This window comes from Bacillus sp. CCNWLW194, from assembly GCF_037120585.1.
GTDB lineage: Bacteria > Bacillota > Bacilli > Bacillales > Bacillaceae_G > Bacillus_A > Bacillus_A basilensis.
Window position 1 is genome coordinate 95,598 of record NZ_JBBBBL010000010.1, and the last position, 16,427, is coordinate 112,024.

The 16,427-nt window shown below is 38.9% G+C and carries 16 protein-coding genes; 1 reads left to right on the plus strand and 15 read right to left on the minus strand.

All coding sequences use genetic code 11. From position 1 onward, the window contains the following. Nucleotides 1-95: 95 nt before the first annotated feature. The 9 genes from prmC to spo0F form a co-directional block, all read right to left on the minus strand. Entirely contained in the window at nucleotides 96-947 is an 852-nt protein-coding gene (gene prmC / locus V7S50_RS21945) for a peptide chain release factor N(5)-glutamine methyltransferase (protein ID WP_242254202.1), read from the minus strand. Next, nucleotides 947-2,014 carry a peptide chain release factor 1 gene (prfA, locus tag V7S50_RS21950; protein WP_063222548.1) on the minus strand — a complete coding sequence of 356 codons (1,068 nt, stop codon included), beginning with the start codon at nucleotides 2,012-2,014 and terminating at the stop codon, nucleotides 947-949. Before prfA ends, prmC begins: the two co-directional genes overlap by 1 nt. 142 nt (nucleotides 2,015-2,156) lie before the next feature. Next, nucleotides 2,157-2,744 carry a thymidine kinase gene (locus V7S50_RS21955; protein WP_063222524.1) on the minus strand — a complete coding sequence of 196 codons (588 nt, stop codon included), beginning with the start codon at nucleotides 2,742-2,744 and terminating at the stop codon, nucleotides 2,157-2,159. Between the two features lie 108 nt (nucleotides 2,745-2,852). Continuing rightward, nucleotides 2,853-3,098, minus strand: a complete 246-nt coding sequence (locus tag V7S50_RS21960) for a type B 50S ribosomal protein L31 (protein ID WP_060632964.1) — start codon at nucleotides 3,096-3,098, stop codon at nucleotides 2,853-2,855. 398 nt (nucleotides 3,099-3,496) lie between these two features. Further along, nucleotides 3,497-4,768 carry a transcription termination factor Rho gene (gene rho / locus V7S50_RS21965; protein ID WP_001053903.1) on the minus strand — a complete coding sequence of 424 codons (1,272 nt, stop codon included), beginning with the start codon at nucleotides 4,766-4,768 and terminating at the stop codon, nucleotides 3,497-3,499. A 281-nt stretch (nucleotides 4,769-5,049) separates the two neighbouring features. After that, entirely contained in the window at nucleotides 5,050-6,015 is a 966-nt protein-coding gene (gene glpX / locus V7S50_RS21970) for a class II fructose-bisphosphatase (RefSeq protein WP_063222525.1), read from the minus strand. A gap of 116 nt (nucleotides 6,016-6,131) precedes the next feature. Continuing rightward, on the minus strand, nucleotides 6,132-7,421 hold the full coding sequence (gene murA, locus V7S50_RS21975) for a UDP-N-acetylglucosamine 1-carboxyvinyltransferase (protein ID WP_000413263.1): 1,290 nt from the start codon (nucleotides 7,419-7,421) through the stop codon (nucleotides 6,132-6,134). Between the two features lie 329 nt (nucleotides 7,422-7,750). Beyond that, nucleotides 7,751-8,608, minus strand: a complete 858-nt coding sequence (locus V7S50_RS21980; RefSeq protein WP_001131847.1) for a class II fructose-bisphosphate aldolase — start codon at nucleotides 8,606-8,608, stop codon at nucleotides 7,751-7,753. A 210-nt stretch (nucleotides 8,609-8,818) separates the two neighbouring features. Continuing rightward, nucleotides 8,819-9,187: a sporulation initiation phosphotransferase Spo0F gene (gene spo0F, locus V7S50_RS21985; protein WP_000398594.1), complete on the minus strand. Its 369-nt coding sequence runs from the start codon at nucleotides 9,185-9,187 to the stop codon at nucleotides 8,819-8,821. 201 nt (nucleotides 9,188-9,388) lie between these two features. Between spo0F and V7S50_RS21990 the strand changes: the two genes are divergently transcribed. Beyond that, complete coding sequence (locus V7S50_RS21990) at nucleotides 9,389-9,913, plus strand: DUF2529 domain-containing protein (protein WP_063222526.1); 525 nt, start codon at nucleotides 9,389-9,391, stop codon at nucleotides 9,911-9,913. 31 nt (nucleotides 9,914-9,944) lie between these two features. Here V7S50_RS21990 and pyrG read toward each other — a convergent pair whose 3' ends face one another. From pyrG to V7S50_RS22020, 6 genes are all read right to left on the minus strand, one after another. After that, nucleotides 9,945-11,552: a CTP synthase gene (pyrG, locus tag V7S50_RS21995; RefSeq protein ID WP_060632967.1), complete on the minus strand. Its 1,608-nt coding sequence runs from the start codon at nucleotides 11,550-11,552 to the stop codon at nucleotides 9,945-9,947. 257 nt (nucleotides 11,553-11,809) lie between these two features. Continuing rightward, the gene (gene rpoE / locus V7S50_RS22000; protein ID WP_242254201.1) at nucleotides 11,810-12,340 is read right to left on the minus strand and encodes a DNA-directed RNA polymerase subunit delta; all 531 of its coding nucleotides are present in this window, start codon (nucleotides 12,338-12,340) and stop codon (nucleotides 11,810-11,812) included. Nucleotides 12,341-12,493: 153 nt separating this feature from the next. Further along, nucleotides 12,494-13,123, minus strand: a complete 630-nt coding sequence (locus V7S50_RS22005) for a TetR/AcrR family transcriptional regulator (protein ID WP_063222528.1) — start codon at nucleotides 13,121-13,123, stop codon at nucleotides 12,494-12,496. A 66-nt stretch (nucleotides 13,124-13,189) separates the two neighbouring features. Further along, entirely contained in the window at nucleotides 13,190-14,329 is a 1,140-nt protein-coding gene (gene acdA, locus V7S50_RS22010; protein WP_199678081.1) for an acyl-CoA dehydrogenase AcdA, read from the minus strand. A 21-nt stretch (nucleotides 14,330-14,350) separates the two neighbouring features. Beyond that, nucleotides 14,351-15,481 (minus strand): acyl-CoA dehydrogenase, encoded by a 1,131-nt coding sequence (locus tag V7S50_RS22015; protein WP_242254199.1) that lies wholly within the window; start codon nucleotides 15,479-15,481, stop codon nucleotides 14,351-14,353. A 72-nt stretch (nucleotides 15,482-15,553) separates the two neighbouring features. Then, nucleotides 15,554-16,405: a 3-hydroxybutyryl-CoA dehydrogenase gene (locus V7S50_RS22020; protein ID WP_242254196.1), complete on the minus strand. Its 852-nt coding sequence runs from the start codon at nucleotides 16,403-16,405 to the stop codon at nucleotides 15,554-15,556. Nucleotides 16,406-16,427: the final 22 nt, after the last annotated feature.

A 16,427-nucleotide genomic window follows, 5' to 3' on the forward strand; every position in this document is an offset into this window, starting at 1 on the left:
CTACAAACAGTGTGGACAGACTTTCATCTTTCTAAACTATTAAATTCAAAATCTATATGAATTTTTCCACAAAAAAATAGAGTAAGGTGTGAACCTTACTCCATCTCTGCAAATACCATACGGTCTTTTCCATTAATATCAAAAACAACCTCAACACGAGCATGTGGGAAAGCTTGTTGTAACAATGCCTTTACATCTTCACCTTGCCCTATTCCGATTTCAAACGCCACAATTGCTTTCTTCTGCAGCACATTCGGCAATTCTTCCATAAAACGGCGATAAAAATCTAATCCATCTTCACCGCCAACAAGCGCTCTCTTTGGCTCATGCTCTTTCACAACAGGAGATAGACCACGCCAATCCTCTTCCGGTATATATGGAGGATTTGAAACGACAACATCTAACTTTTGACCTGTTTTATAAAACGGCGATAATAAATCACCGTGATAGAACGTTACTTCTGCATCCAAAGTTTTTGCATTTTCTTTTGCAACTTCAATCGACTCCTGCGCAATATCTACCGTATACACATGAAGATTTTTATTTTCTAAAGCAAGTGTAATCGAAATCGCTCCGCTACCTGTACCGATATCTGCTACATGTAGTTTCTCATCACCAAAATGGCGCTCGATTCTTTCTAATACTCCCACTATAAGCTCTTCTGTTTCCGGTCTTGGTATTAATACTTCTTCATTCACAAAGAACGATCGTCCATAAAACATTTCATAACCAATCATATATTGAATCGGAATACCTTCTACATGCTTGTGGATAAACTCTGTAAAACTCGTTTCTTGTTCCACAGTTATTTCTTCACGCATATTCATCAATAATCCTGTTCTGTTCACCTTTAATACATGACAAAGGACAATTTCTCCCGCATTTTCATCTCGTCCATTTTCCTGTAAAAAAGAAGAAGCCCATTTCAGGGCTTCATAGACACGCATTACTCAGCTGCCTCCATCTTTTGAGCCTGATCTTCCATCACTAAGGCATTGATGAAATCATCTAACTTACCTTGTAAGATTTGATCTAGCTTTTGAATCGTTAAACCGATTCGATGGTCTGTAACACGGTTTTGCGGGAAGTTATACGTACGAATACGCTCTGAACGATCACCCGTACCAACAGCTTGTTTACGGTTTTGATCATACTCAGCTTGTGCTTCTTGTCTAAATTTATCATAAACACGTGCGCGTAATACTTTCATCGCTTTTTCTTTATTCTTAATCTGTGATTTCTCATCCTGACATGATACAACTACACCAGTCGGTAAATGCGTTAAACGTACCGCTGACATCGTTGTATTAACGCTCTGTCCACCAGGTCCACTAGAAGCGAATGTATCAACACGAACGTCTTTCTCATGAATGTCAATTTCTACTTCTTCTGCCTCTGGTAATACAGCTACAGTTGCTGTAGATGTATGAATACGTCCACCAGATTCTGTTTCAGGAACACGTTGTACACGGTGAGCACCATTCTCGAATTTCAGCTTCGCGAAAGCACCTTTACCGTTAATCATAAAGATAATCTCTTTATATCCACCTAATTCTGTATAGCTAGCCTCGATAATCTCCGTTTTCCAACCTTGCACCTCAGCATAGCGGCTATACATACGGTATAAGTCACCAGCAAATAAAGCGGCCTCGTCGCCACCAGCAGCTCCACGAACCTCAACGATAACGTTCTTATCATCATTAGGGTCTTTTGGAACAAGTAAAATTTTCAGACGCTCTGATAATGTTTTTTCTTGTGCTTCTAACTCAGAAACCTCTTCTTTTACCATGTCACGCATTTCTGCGTCTAACTTATCCTCTAACATTGCTTTTGCATCTTTTAATTGCTCACGAACATCTTTATACTCACGATACACCTCTACCGTATCTTGTATATCAGATTGTTCCTTTGAATACTCACGAAGCTTATTTGTATCGCTAATAATCTCTGGATCACTTAACAATTCATTTAACTTCTCATAACGATCTTCTACAGCTTGCAAACGATCTAACACATCATTCACCTCTACATCCTAGTATCTAATACAAATAGTATATGGTACTTACTCAAAAAAACGCAAATTATATTTAAAAGCGCAAGCGGCTTGACCACTCATTCTCTCTATTTTGAAAAAAACCCGCCCTACACAGCGAGTTTTACTTATCTTTGTTTGCAGGAACTGCATGACAATGACGACAACGTGGTTCATATGATTCTGAAGCCCCAACTAAAATAATCGGATCATCGAATGCCGCTGGCTCTCCATCAATTAATCGTTGTGTACGACTTGCTGGAGATCCACATACAGAACATACTGCTTGTAGTTTTGTTACATGTTCAGCAATCGCCATCAGCTGAGGAACTTGTCCAAATGGTAGACCACGGAAATCTTGGTCTAAACCAGCTACAATGACACGATAGCCACGATTTGCTAATACTTGCACCACTTCCACAATGTCCCCATCAAAAAATTGCACCTCATCGATTGCAATAACATCCAGCTCTTCTGTAATATGTTCAAATATATCCTTTGAAGCTGAAACAGGAACTGCTCTTACCTTTAATCCGTTATGTGATACAACATCTTCTTCACTATAACGATTATCAATACATGGTTTAAATACAATTGCATGTTGTTTTGCAAATTGCGTACGGCGCACACGACGGATTAGCTCTTCTGATTTGCCAGAAAACATACTACCGCAAATCACTTCAATCCAGCCATTTTGATTTATTAAGTACATGAAGCTCTCCTTTCATCTACTTTTTAGTTAAAAGTAGGGTAAAGGTATAATATTTTCGCAAAAAAAACAGACAAGCGAATACATACACTTGCCTGTTTTATGTTTTTATTACTTAATACCGTATTTCTTATTGAAGCGGTCAACGCGTCCATCTGCAGTAGCAAATTTCTGACGTCCAGTGTAGAATGGGTGAGAATCAGAACTGATCTCAACTTTTAGTAATGGATAAGTGTTACCATCTTCCCACTCAACAGTCTCGTTAGATCCTTTAGTAGATCCGCTTAAGAATTTGAAGCCTGTGTTTGTGTCCATGAATACAACTTTCTTGTAATCTGGGTGAATTCCTGCTTTCATTCTTTTCATCTCCTTCCGCCCTGAATCATTTTCGAAACAGAGTTTTTCATCTTCAGCTGCATACACAACTATATTGATGAAACACATATGATGAAATTATAACAAGGCTAACTTCATTTTGCAACTACCTGTTTTTGTCTTTTTAATTTTAAAAGCGCAAGCGGCTCGTTCAGAATGGGAGGGGGATGGAGCTTCTGACGTAGAGGCGCTTTTTGCCTCATAGGAAGACGCGAAGCCACCGACCATTCTAGCCGCTGGAGCTGGATATTAACTTAAAGTGGAGGCAGCTCATCCGGCGATAATCAACTAATATTCTTCCACTCATATCTCTTTAACATCACCTAAAAAACATAAAAAACTCGCTTATCACAAAATAAGCGAGTCCCAATCTTTTCCCTTTACTTAGTTGTTACATATCTTTTCGAATCTGCAACAATGTTTTGTAAAAATTCTTCATTTGTTTTTGTTTGACGAAGTTTACGTAAGAAACTTTCAACAAAGTCTGGTGTATCACGCATTGTTTTACGAATACCCCATAGCTTGTCTAAATGTTCTTTCGGAATTAATAGATCTTCTTTACGTGTACCAGAACGACGAATATCAATTGCCGGGAAGATACGACGCTCAGCTAATGAACGATCTAAGTGAAGTTCCATATTTCCAGTTCCTTTAAATTCTTCGTAAATTACATCGTCCATACGAGACCCTGTATCAACAAGCGCTGTTGCTAAGATAGTTAAGCTACCGCCTTCTTCAATATTACGCGCAGCTCCGAAGAAGCGCTTCGGTCTATGGAAGGCAGCTGGGTCGATACCACCCGATAATGTTCTACCACTTGGCGGAATAACAAGGTTGTAAGCTCGCGCTAAACGGGTAATACTATCCATTAAAATGATAACATCTTTTTTGTGCTCTACAAGACGCATTGCACGTTCTAACACAAGTTCCGCTACTTTAATATGATTTTCTGGTACTTCATCAAAAGTAGAACTTACAACATCTCCTTTAACAGAACGTTCAATGTCTGTTACTTCCTCTGGACGCTCATCAATTAAAAGTACAATTAATTCAGCTTCCGGATGATTTGTTGTAACACTGTGTGCGATTTCTTTTAATAAACTTGTTTTACCAGCCTTTGGAGGCGCGACAATTAAACCACGTTGTCCAAATCCAACTGGTGCGATTAAATCCATGATGCGTGTCGGTAACTTTTTCGGTTCCGTTTCCAACTTCATTTGGCGATCTGGGTATAATGGTGTTAATGCAGGGAAATGCACACGCTCTTTTGCTGAATCTGGATCATCTCCGTTTACAGCTTCAACTTGTAATAACCCAAAATAGCGTTCATTTTCTTTCGGAGGTCGTACTTTACCAGAAACTTTGTCTCCATTACGTAAATCGAAACGACGAATTTGCGAAGCTGAGATATAAATATCTTCTGAGCTTGGAGAATAGTTGATAGGACGTAGGAATCCAAATCCTTCTGATTGAATAATTTCTAATACGCCTTCCATAAAGAAGAAACCTTCTTTTTCTGCTCGAGCTTTCAAAATAGAAAAAATTAACTCTTTTTTCGTTAATTTGCTATAATACGAAATCTTAAATTCTTTCGCAAGCTCGTATAACTCTTTTAATTTCATGTTTTCTAATGCTGCAATTGACAAATTCATTCAGACACCACACTTTAACGTTATTCTCTTTTCACATGGGTAAAGGGAAAAAATACGGAAGGCAAATAATTAATAATGAAAGGCAATAAGTTCAAGTAGGGTAATATTCACTATTGTAACCCTTTTATCTAGTTTTAATCAATACGTTGGAACACAAATACAAGAAGCGAAGACAAGAAAGTTTGTCTTCGCTTTTTATATTTCTTACTTTTTTCTACTCACCCTATTTTAAATGGCGATAAATAGGCCATTTATGATTATGAACGAGCCGCTTCCACCCTTTATTTAATAACCAAGTTCGGTTTTTTATTCAAGCTATGACGTCCATCTACGAAGCGTACTGTGCCTGATTTTGCACGCATAACAAGAGATTGTGTTGTTCCTACGCTACCTTTAAATTGAACGCCGCGTAATAGTTCTCCGTCTGTTACGCCTGTTGCTGCAAAGATTGCATCGTCACCTTTTACTAAGTCCTCCATGCGAAGGATACGGTTGATGTCTTCTATACCCATCTTTTTGCAACGCTCCAATTCAGCGTCGTTTTGTGGTAATAGTTTTCCGTGAATCTCGCCGCCTAAACATTTTAATGCAACTGCTGCTAATACACCCTCAGGCGCACCACCAGAACCGAATAAAATATCTACACCTGTACGATCGAATGCAGTATTAATTGCACCTGCTACGTCTCCATCATTAATCAATTTAATACGAGCACCAGCTTTACGAATTTCTTCAATAATCGCTTGATGACGTGGACGGTTTAAAACTGTCGCTACAACATCTTCAATATCTTTATTCTTCGCTTTCGCAACTGCACGTAGGTTATCAATAATAGGCGCATCAATATCGACTGCTCCAACCGCTTCTGGGCCAACCGCGATTTTATCCATGTACATGTCAGGAGCATGTAACAAATTACCGTGATCTGCAATTGCAATAACAGCAAGAGCATTCCATCCACCAGCTGCCACAATATTTGTCCCTTCTAAAGGATCAACTGCAACGTCTACACGTGGACCATATCCTGTACCTAATTTTTCTCCGATATATAGCATTGGTGCTTCATCCATTTCACCTTCACCAATTACAACTGTACCTTTCATCGGAATTGTATCAAATACATCACGCATAGCTGATGTTGCTGCACCGTCTGCTTCATCCTTTTTCCCGCGTCCCATCCAACGCGCTGATGATAAAGCTGCAGCCTCTGTTACACGTACTAACTCCATAGATAAACTTCTTTCCACAATAATCCCTCTCCTTTAAGTCTTTATATTTATGCCGTATTTTGTGAACCGTGTTTTTCTATAAAGTGTACTTCCGCAAGTAGTGATGCTTCGCTTCCCCCTTGCGGAAGTATCACTTATGCGTTCTTCATCTCTTCAATTTCTTGCTTTGTCATTTGTTCTCGCCAAATGTTTGCGCCAAGCCCTTTAAGCTTGTCTACTATATTTTCATAGCCTCGATCGATATGCTCAAGTCCGGTTACTTCTGTAATTCCATCCGCCATTAACCCTGCAATAACAAGAGCCGCTCCAGCTCGTAAATCACTTGCTTTCACTTTTGCACCTTGCAATAAAACAGGACCAGTTACAATTGCCGAACGACCTTCTACTTTAATTTGTGCATTCATACGACGTAATTCATCAATGTGTTTAAAGCGCGCGCCGTAAATCGTATCCGTTACAACACCCGTTCCATGCGCCTTTGTTAAAAGTGTTGTAAATGGTTGTTGTAAGTCTGTTGGGAAACCTGGATATACAAGCGTTTTTATATCAACTACTTTTAACCTTCTATTACCGTTCACTGTAATTTGGTCATCGTTCGTTTCAACCTGGACACCAGCTTCTCTTAACTTTGCCGTAACTGACTCTAAATGCTGAGGAATAACATTATCAACTGTCACTTCTCCTCCTGACGCAGCACCTAAAATCATATACGTACCCGCTTCAATACGATCTGGAATGATCGTATGATGACAACCATGCAGTGAATCCACACCATCAATTCGGATTACATCTGTACCAGCACCTTTAATACGTGCACCCATACTTGTTAACAATGTAGCTACATCAATAATTTCTGGTTCTTTTGCTGCGTTTTCAATAACAGTTCTACCTTTCGCGCGCACAGCTGCTAGCATAATATTAATCGTAGCTCCTACACTAACAACATCTAAATAAATACGTGCACCGCGTAGTTCATCTGCTCTTAAATAGATAGCACCTTGTTCGTTTGTAACATGTGCACCTAACGCTTCAAACCCTTTAATGTGCTGATCAATTGGCCTCGGTCCTAAATGACATCCACCCGGAAGCCCAATAACAGCTTTTTTAAAACGGCCAAGCATCGCACCCATTAAATAATAAGAAGCACGCAATTTTTTCACTTTTCCGTTTGGTAAAGGCATTGCAACCATGTTAGAAGGATCGACTACCATCTCTTCCTCCTGTCCATAAGTTACTCTTCCTCCAATTTCCTCTAGTAAGTCTCCTAACATTTTCACGTCCGAAATATTAGGAACACCACCAATAGTTACTGGAGTATCTGCTAAAATTGTCGCTGGAATTAGTGCAACGGCGCTGTTCTTTGCACCACTCACGCGAATTGTTCCATTTAAAGCTCTTCCGCCTTCAATTAGCAATTTTTCCATATTGAGCTCCCTTCTTGTGAATGTATTTACTTTCTATATTTTTATAGAAAGCTCCCCTTAAGAATCTCAATTACTTTTCCATCCCAAAACTCAATAAATAGGAAACCATTATCTTCATTTCTCCTGTAGTACGAATAGATAAAGATTAACTATTCATCGAATTCACTTTATCAATTTAGATACGTTATCACATTTATTAATAGGACTATGCTCATTATTTTCTATTTCAAAAAAAAATGATAAAATCTTTATACTTGTTCACGCTTTCATTATACAACGAAAGGAAACCGTCTAAAAGACTAGACGGTTTCCAAAACGGAATTTTATTCTTACGCTTTACCGTTAGAACCGAACTCACGCATTTTACCAGCAACAGTTGCTTTAATAGCGTCGCGGCCAGGTCCAATAAATTTACGAGGATCGTAAACTTCTTGGTCTTTGTTTAATACTTCACGAACAGCTTTTGTAAACTCGATTTGGTTCTCAGTGTTTACGTTAATTTTTGAAGTACCTAAAGAGATAGCTTTTACGATATCAGCAGTTGGGATACCAGTACCACCGTGTAATACTAAAGGTACGCCAGTGAAGTCACGAACTTGTTCCATTTCAGCGAATCCTAAGTTAGGCTCACCTTTGTAAGGACCGTGTACAGAACCTAAAGCTGGAGCTAGGCAATCGATACCTGTTGCTTCAACAAGGTGCTTACACTCTGCAGGATCAGCGTAAATTACGCCTTCAGCGATTACGTCGTCTTCTTGTCCGCCAACTGTTCCAAGCTCAGCTTCAACAGATACGTTACGAGCGTGTGCGTATTCTACTACTTTTTTAGTAGTTTCAACGTTTTCTTCGAATGGGTGGTGAGAAGCGTCGATCATTACAGATGTGAAACCTGCATCGATTGCTTCTTTACATTTTTCGAAGCTTGAACCATGGTCAAGGTGAATCGCTACAGGAACAGAGATGTTCATTTCTTCGATTAAAGCTTTAACCATAGCTACAACTGTTTTGAAACCAGTCATATGACGAGCTGCACCCTCAGATACACCTAGGATTACAGGAGATTTTTCTTCTTCCGCAGCAGCTAAGATAGCTTGAGTCCACTCTAAGTTGTTCATGTTGAATTGACCAACTGCGTATTTTCCTTCTAGTGCTTTGTTTAGCATTTCTTTCATAGAAACTAAAGGCATGGTGAATCCTCCTAAAAAACGTTTTTTGTATCCGATAAGTTCTTATCGCTGGTAGTATGACCAGAATAAGGTAAAATATGTATATCTACATACCGGACTTTTTTCTACACTCAATAGGATAACAACTTGTACTCAAAAACTCAACCGTATTCACCTGCACAATAGTCCATGTAAACGCTTTTTTCCATATTTTTTATAAAAAATTCATTTTTATGCCTCTACAGCGAGCTCATTTCTCACCGCTTGACGAATTTCATCAATATCAAATGGTTTAGCAAAATGCATTAAAGCACCTAAATCTTTTGCTTCTTGGATCATATCAAGCTCTCCATAAGCAGTCATTAAAATCACTTTAATACTTTCATCAATTTCTTTTACATGCTTTAAAATCTCTATACCATCCATACCTGGAATTTTCATATCTAACACTACTAAATCCGGATTATCTTTTTTCACGATATCTAAAGCTTGAAATCCATTCGCTGCTTGGAATGTCTGATAACCTTCTTTTTGGAACACTTCATGTAATAACACACGAATGCCATATTGATCATCAACGATTAAAATTTTCCCTTCCATAACTCCCAACCTTTCTGTGTAAATACAAGATTTAAAGCTTCTTATATCTTAACGATTAATTTTCGCTATTCTTTGGCAAATTCCTTCCTATTCTTTCTTATTTTACCGTTTCCTATTTTGTTATGCCACCCTTCGATTTCACCTTTCTAAAAAAATAAACTATAATGAAAGCCGGTAAACACGTACGAAGGGAGTAACATTATGTTAAAAATTTTTTCAACCCAATTAAGTGGTTATTTCTCCAGAGTTTCTCAAAAAGAGGAAATGAATATAGAGGATAGCGCCCGTCTACTTGCTCAAGCATTAGTTGGCGAAGGTTTCATTTATTTACATGGTACAAATGAAATGGAGGGCGTTGTCGCTGAAGCACTATTCGGTGCTGAACCAATGAAGCAAGCAAAACGATTATATGAAGATGGTAAAGAAGTAGAAGTAACTTCTGCAGATCGTGTACTTCTTATCAGCCGTTTTTCAACAGATGAAGAAGTTGTAGCAATAGCCAAAAAACTTCAAGCCAATGGACACTCTATTGTCGGCATCTCTGCTATTCAAGAAGGTACTGAATCGCTAGAGCAATATACAGATGTACATATTGATACAAAGTTGTTAAAAGGTCTTATTCCAGACGATGAAGGTAATCGCTACGGATTCCCAAGCTTAATGATAGCTTTATTTGCATATCACGGAATCAAATTTACAATTGATGAAATGTTAAATGAATATTAAAAAAAGCGCCCTATTTCAGGCGCTTTTTTTATTACTTGCTCTCTTTATTCGTAATAGAAGCTCTTACGAAGTCATGGAACAATGGTTGTGGACGGTTTGGACGAGAAACTAGTTCTGGGTGGAACTGTGCTGCCACGAACCAAGGGTGATCTTTTAATTCAATAATTTCAACTAGACGACCGTCTGGGCTTGTACCAGAGAATACAAATCCTTCTTTTTCCATATCCGGACGGAATTGATTGTTGAACTCATAACGATGACGATGACGCTCATATACAACCGGCTCATTGTAAGCATTGTATGCATTTGTTTCTTCAGCAAGCTTACATGGATATAGACCAAGACGAAGTGTACCACCTAAGTCTTCTACATCTTTTTGTTCTGGTAATAAGTCGATGATTGCATACGGAGTATCAGGATTAATCTCAGAAGAGTTAGCTCCTTCTAATCCTAATACGTTACGTGCGAATTCAATTGATGCAAGTTGCATACCTAAGCAAATTCCTAAGAATGGAACTTTGTTTTCACGAGCATATTGAATTGCAACGATTTTACCTTCTACACCACGATCTCCGAAGCCACCTGGTACAAGGATACCATCTGTGTCTCCTACTAATTCTTGTACGTTCTCTGCTGTTACGTGCTCAGCGTTTACCCATTTCACTTCTACATCTGTATCGAAAGAGTAACCTGCATGACGAAGTGCTTCTACAACAGAAATGTATGCATCTTGAAGCTCTACGTATTTACCAACAAGAGCGATTTTTGTTTTCTTAGAAAGGTTACGTACTTTATCAACTAGCGCAGTCCACTCTGTCATATCTGCAGCTGGATTGTCTAATTTCAAGTGATCGCAAACGATTTGGTCCATGTTTTGTTCTTGAAGAGATAATGGAACCGCATATAAAGTATCTGCATCGCGAGCTTCGATAACTGCTTTTGTATCGATGTCACAGAATAATGCAAGCTTGTCTTTCATATCTTGAGAAACAGGCAGTTCTGTACGAACAACGATAATGTTTGGTTGAATACCTAAGCTACGAAGTTCTTTAACACTATGTTGTGTTGGTTTTGTTTTCATTTCACCCGCTGCTTTTAAATACGGGATTAACGTACAGTGAATGTACATTACATTGTCACGACCAATGTCGCTCTTAATTTGACGAATTGCTTCTAAGAATGGTAGAGACTCGATATCACCAACAGTTCCACCGATTTCTGTAATAACAACATCCGCGTTTGTTTCGCGACCAGAACGGTATACGCGTTCTTTAATTTCGTTAGTAATGTGAGGAATAACTTGAACTGTTCCTCCTAGGTATTCACCACGACGCTCTTTTTGAAGAACTGAAGAGTAAATTTTACCTGTTGTTACATTGCTGTATTTGTTTAAGTTGATGTCGATGAAACGCTCATAGTGACCAAGGTCTAAGTCAGTTTCTGCACCATCATCTGTTACGAATACCTCACCGTGTTGGTATGGGCTCATAGTCCCTGGGTCTACGTTAATGTATGGATCAAACTTTTGAATAGTTACGTTTAAACCACGATTTTTTAAAAGTCTTCCAAGAGATGCTGCTGTAATACCTTTTCCTAGAGACGATACTACACCGCCTGTTACAAAAATATACTTAGTCATGAAAAAGCTCCCTTCTATTTTGCTGTTATATAATCACCGTTGCAAAGCGCAACGTATGTAGATAACACTGTATCCATCTTATTGTTAGACTCTTTTTATATTCTAAACAAAAAACAAAAAAGAAAATTGCTCCCCTCATTACATAAAGTAATAAGTAGGGAGCAATTTTCTTTTATATTTACACTTTAAAAGTATTATCGTCCTTTTTTAAAGAGCCCAAAAATGATTCTACATGGACGATAATGAAAAGTCAAGAACTACAGCTCTTCCTCTTCTTCTTCTTCAGTTTCATCATACTCAAGTTCTTCTTCAGCGAAGTCTTCGTCATCATCTTCATCTAAATCATCAAGATCATCGTCGTCTCCGTCTTCTTCTTCAAGAACCTTGTCCAAATCTTCTACATCATCATCTTCGTCTACATTTCCGTCTGCATCGTCGAAGTCTTCTTCTTCAATGTAGTCGTCAAAACCGTCTTCTTCAACTTTACGTTTCTTCTTCGGTTTTGGTTGAGGCAAGATTTCTTCATCAATTTGCTCATATGGGTACCAGCTGCGTAGCCCCCAACGATTTTCTCCTAAATTAATGAAACGTCCATCGATGTTTAAGTCTGTATAAAATTGTGCGAGTTTCGCATTAACTTGCTCTTGAGATAGTCCCAGCACTTGAGCGATTTCTTGAACCAACTCGTTGAATGTCGTTGCTTGTCTTTTATCCCCTAAAACGCTATGTACAACTTCAATCATTGAACATTCTTTTAGCTCTTCTGGTGAATATTGCTTAAAATTCACTTATGCGGCACTTCCTTTCTTCAAATATAACCTTATATATAACGGTCTGCTTAAAAAAATCCATACTATTCATTATAAACAAAAGTCGCACAAATATGCTACAAAAAAAACGGGAAACTTTATATAGCAATAAAATTATAATTTATCCATTCCTTATTTCGGAAGCATATGGGCCCCTTGCAGCACATACCTAATTTGCATTTCTGTATATTCTTCGAGCGTATATAGTTTTTGCAGCGCCCAACGTCTAAATCCCCACATCTGTCCTTGTATAAAAATATTATGTGCAAGAAGCTGTATTTCTTTTTCATCTAATGTAAATGTTCCATTTTCCGTACACTGTTCTAAAATATTCTCGAACATTCCTACCATTTGAAACTCCTTTTCTAATACGTACGGGAGTGATTCTTTCGGTAAAAAGCGTACCTCTTGATACATTATTAATACTTCCTCCTGCAATTCGTCCATCACTTTAAAGTAATTCGTTATTGCTACCTTTAGACTTTCTATACTCCCTTTCTCTGTACAAACTACTTCCTCTAACCTTTCTTTTACATGTTCATAAATGCTATCACAAACCAAATACAAAACATCATCTTTTGTGCGAATGTACTCATAAAGTGTTCCGATACTAAACCCAGCTGCCTTTGCAATCTCTCTCGTTGTTGTACGCGGGAATCCCTTTTGCTTAAACAATTGCACCGCACCTTTAATCATTTGTTCACGCCTTAACGCGACTAATTTCTCATCTTTCACGGACGCATGTACATTATGTTTAACCATCCCCTTCACCTCTCTCTATTATTTTTTGGAAGGAAAAAGCGTAGGAAAATACCTACGCCTTTGCTCCTACTTCGTTAACATACGAGAAATTACGAGCCTTTGAATTTCTTGTGTTCCTTCATATATTTGTGTAATCTTTGCATCTCGCATATAACGCTCTACTGGATAATCTTTCGTATAACCGTAACCACCAAATACTTGCACTGCTTCAGTCGTCACCTTCATTGCTGCATCGCCTGCAAATACTTTTGACATCGCTGACTCTTTCCCGTACGGAAGCCCTTCCGACTCAAGCCAAGCTGCTTGGTATGTTAGAAGACGCGCCGCCTCCACATCCGTTGCCATATCTGCAAGTTTAAAGCCAATTCCTTGCTGCGCCGCAATTGGTTTCCCAAACTGATGACGCTCTCTTGCATATTCTACGGAAGCATCTAAAGCACCTTGTGCAATACCAACCGCTTGCGCTGCAATACCGTTACGGCCACCGTCTAATGTTTGCATCGCTATCTTAAACCCTTGTCCTTCTTCCCCTAGTAAATTCTCTATAGGAATACGGCAATCTTCGAACATAATTTCAGTTGTTGGTGAAGAGCGAATCCCTAACTTACTTTCCTTCTTCCCAACTGAAAATCCTGGTGTATCACTTTCCACAATAAACGCGCTCGTGCCACGCTGCTTCGATTCGGGATCAGTTAACGCAAAAACAACATAAATATCAGCAATGCCGCCATTTGTAATAAATATTTTCGATCCATTTAAAATGTAATGGTCTCCATCTCTTTTTGCTGTTGTCTTCATCCCACCAGCATCCGATCCAGAACTTGGTTCCGTTAAGCCGTATGCGCCAATTTTCTTCCCTTCAGCCATCGGTCGCAAAAACTTTTGCTTTTGCTCTTCCGTTCCAAATTTAAAAATCGGCCATCCAGCAAGTGAAGTATGCGCAGACAGTGTTACACCTGTCGAAGCACAAACGCGAGATAATTCTTCAATAGCAATTACGTACGCTAAGTAATCGCTTCCAATTCCACCATACTCTTCAGGCCACGGAATACCCGTCAAGCCAAGCTCTGCCATTTGATCAAATAACGCTCGATCAAATCTCTCTTCTTCATCACGCTCAGCTGCTGTCGGTGCTACTTCGTTCTTAGCAAAATCCCGAACCATTTTTCGGATCATTTCATGTTCTTCGGATAGTTTAAAATGCATTCCCGTCTCCCCCTCGTTCTTCTATAAAGCTCGACTAATAACAAGTTTTTGTATCTCACTCGTTCCCTCATATATTTGCGTGATTTTCGCATCACGGAAAAATCTTTCTACTGGGTAATCTTTCGTATAACCGTAACCACCAAATACTTGCACCGCTTCAATCGCAACTTCAACGGCTGTTTTAGAAGCGAATAATTTCGCAATAGATGCTTCTTTACCGCATGGCAATCCTTGTGCTCTTAGCGATGCTGCTCTATATACGAGTAATCGCGATGCTTCTACACTAGTTGCCATATCTGCAAGTTTGAATCCGATTCCTTGCTGTGCCGCAATTGGCTTTCCGAATTGCTCACGTTCTTTTGCATAATCAATTGCACATGCAAGCGCCGCTTCAGCGATTCCTAAAGCCTGTGCACCAATTCCAATTCGTCCAACATCTAAATTCGCCATCGCTACCTTAAATCCTTGTCCTTCTTCACCAAGTAAATTCTCAGCCGGCACTATCATATCCTCGAACGTAAGCTGTACTGTGCGAGAACCGAAAAGTCCCATTTTATGCTCATCTTTGCCGATAATTAAGCCTGGTGTATCTTTCTCTACTATGAATGCAGAAATCCCACTCTTTCCTGCCTCAGGATTTGTAGAAGCAAATACAATATATGTACTTGCTTCACCGCCATTTGTAATGAACACTTTCGATCCATTAATAATGTAATGATCGCCTTTCTTTACAGCTCTGGATTTCAAACTTCCTGCATCTGATCCTGCATTTGGTTCTGTTAATGCAAATGCACCTAAATATTCACCAGTCGCAAGCTTAGAAACATATTTCTGCTTCTGTTCTTCTGTTCCAAAATATAAAATCGGATTCATTCCAACTGACGTATGTACAGCTAAAATTACACCAACCGTTGCACTTACCTTTGAAATTTCTTCAATTGCTAAAATATACGAAATAAAATCCATTTCTGCGCCGCCGTATTTTGCAGGCGCTGGAATTCCCATTAATCCAAGCTCACCCATCTTCTGCAAAATCTCTTTTGGGAACACCCCTTGTTCCATACTAGGAACAAAAGGTGCAATTTCCTTCTGTGCAAAATCTCGAACCATTTTCCTCATCATTTGCTGTTCTTCATTAAAACGAAAGTTCATATATTCCGCCTCCATTTGCTATATATCCTTTAAATAATTTGGTAAGACCACTATTTTGTAACAAAGGGGGATTTATTCGTAAACGTAGAAACCACGACCTGTTTTACGTCCTAACCATCCTGCGTTTACGTACTTACGTAGTAATGGACATGGGCGATATTTACTATCACCTAAGCCTTCATGCAACACTTCCATAATGTATAAACATGTATCTAAACCGATAAAATCAGCGAGCGTTAAAGGACCCATCGGGTGATTCATACCGAGTTTCATCACTTCATCGATCGCTTCTTTCGTCGCTACACCTTCATATAGCGTATAGATTGCTTCGTTAATCATCGGTAATAAAATACGGTTCGATACAAACCCTGGGAAATCATTTACTTCAACTGGTACTTTCCCAATTTTCTTCGTAATATCTTCAATCGTTTCATATACGGCATCATCTGTAGCCAAACCACGAATAATTTCAACAAGCTTCATAACTGGAACAGGATTCATAAAGTGCATACCGATTACCTTTTCCGGACGTTTCGTTACTGCTGCAATTTCTGTAATTGGCAGAGATGACGTATTTGTCGCTAAAATTGTGTGTTCTGGAGCAATTTCATCTAAATTCGCAAAGATTTTCTTTTTAATATCCATTTTCTCAACAGCTGCTTCAATAATAAGATCCGCTTCCTTCACACAATCTAAATCAAGCGTTACTGTAAGACGATTTAATGTCGATTCCTTCTCTTCTTCCTTCATGCGTCCCTTTTCTACTTGGCGCGCTAAGTTTTTCGTAATGATAGCCAATCCTCTATCTAATTGCTCTTGTTTTAAATCTTGTACCTTCACATCATATCCTGCCATTGCACATACTTGCGCGATTCCCGATCCCATTTGTCCCGCACCAATTACAACAATTTTTTGTACACTCATTTCTTCTTCCCCCTTAATTTTT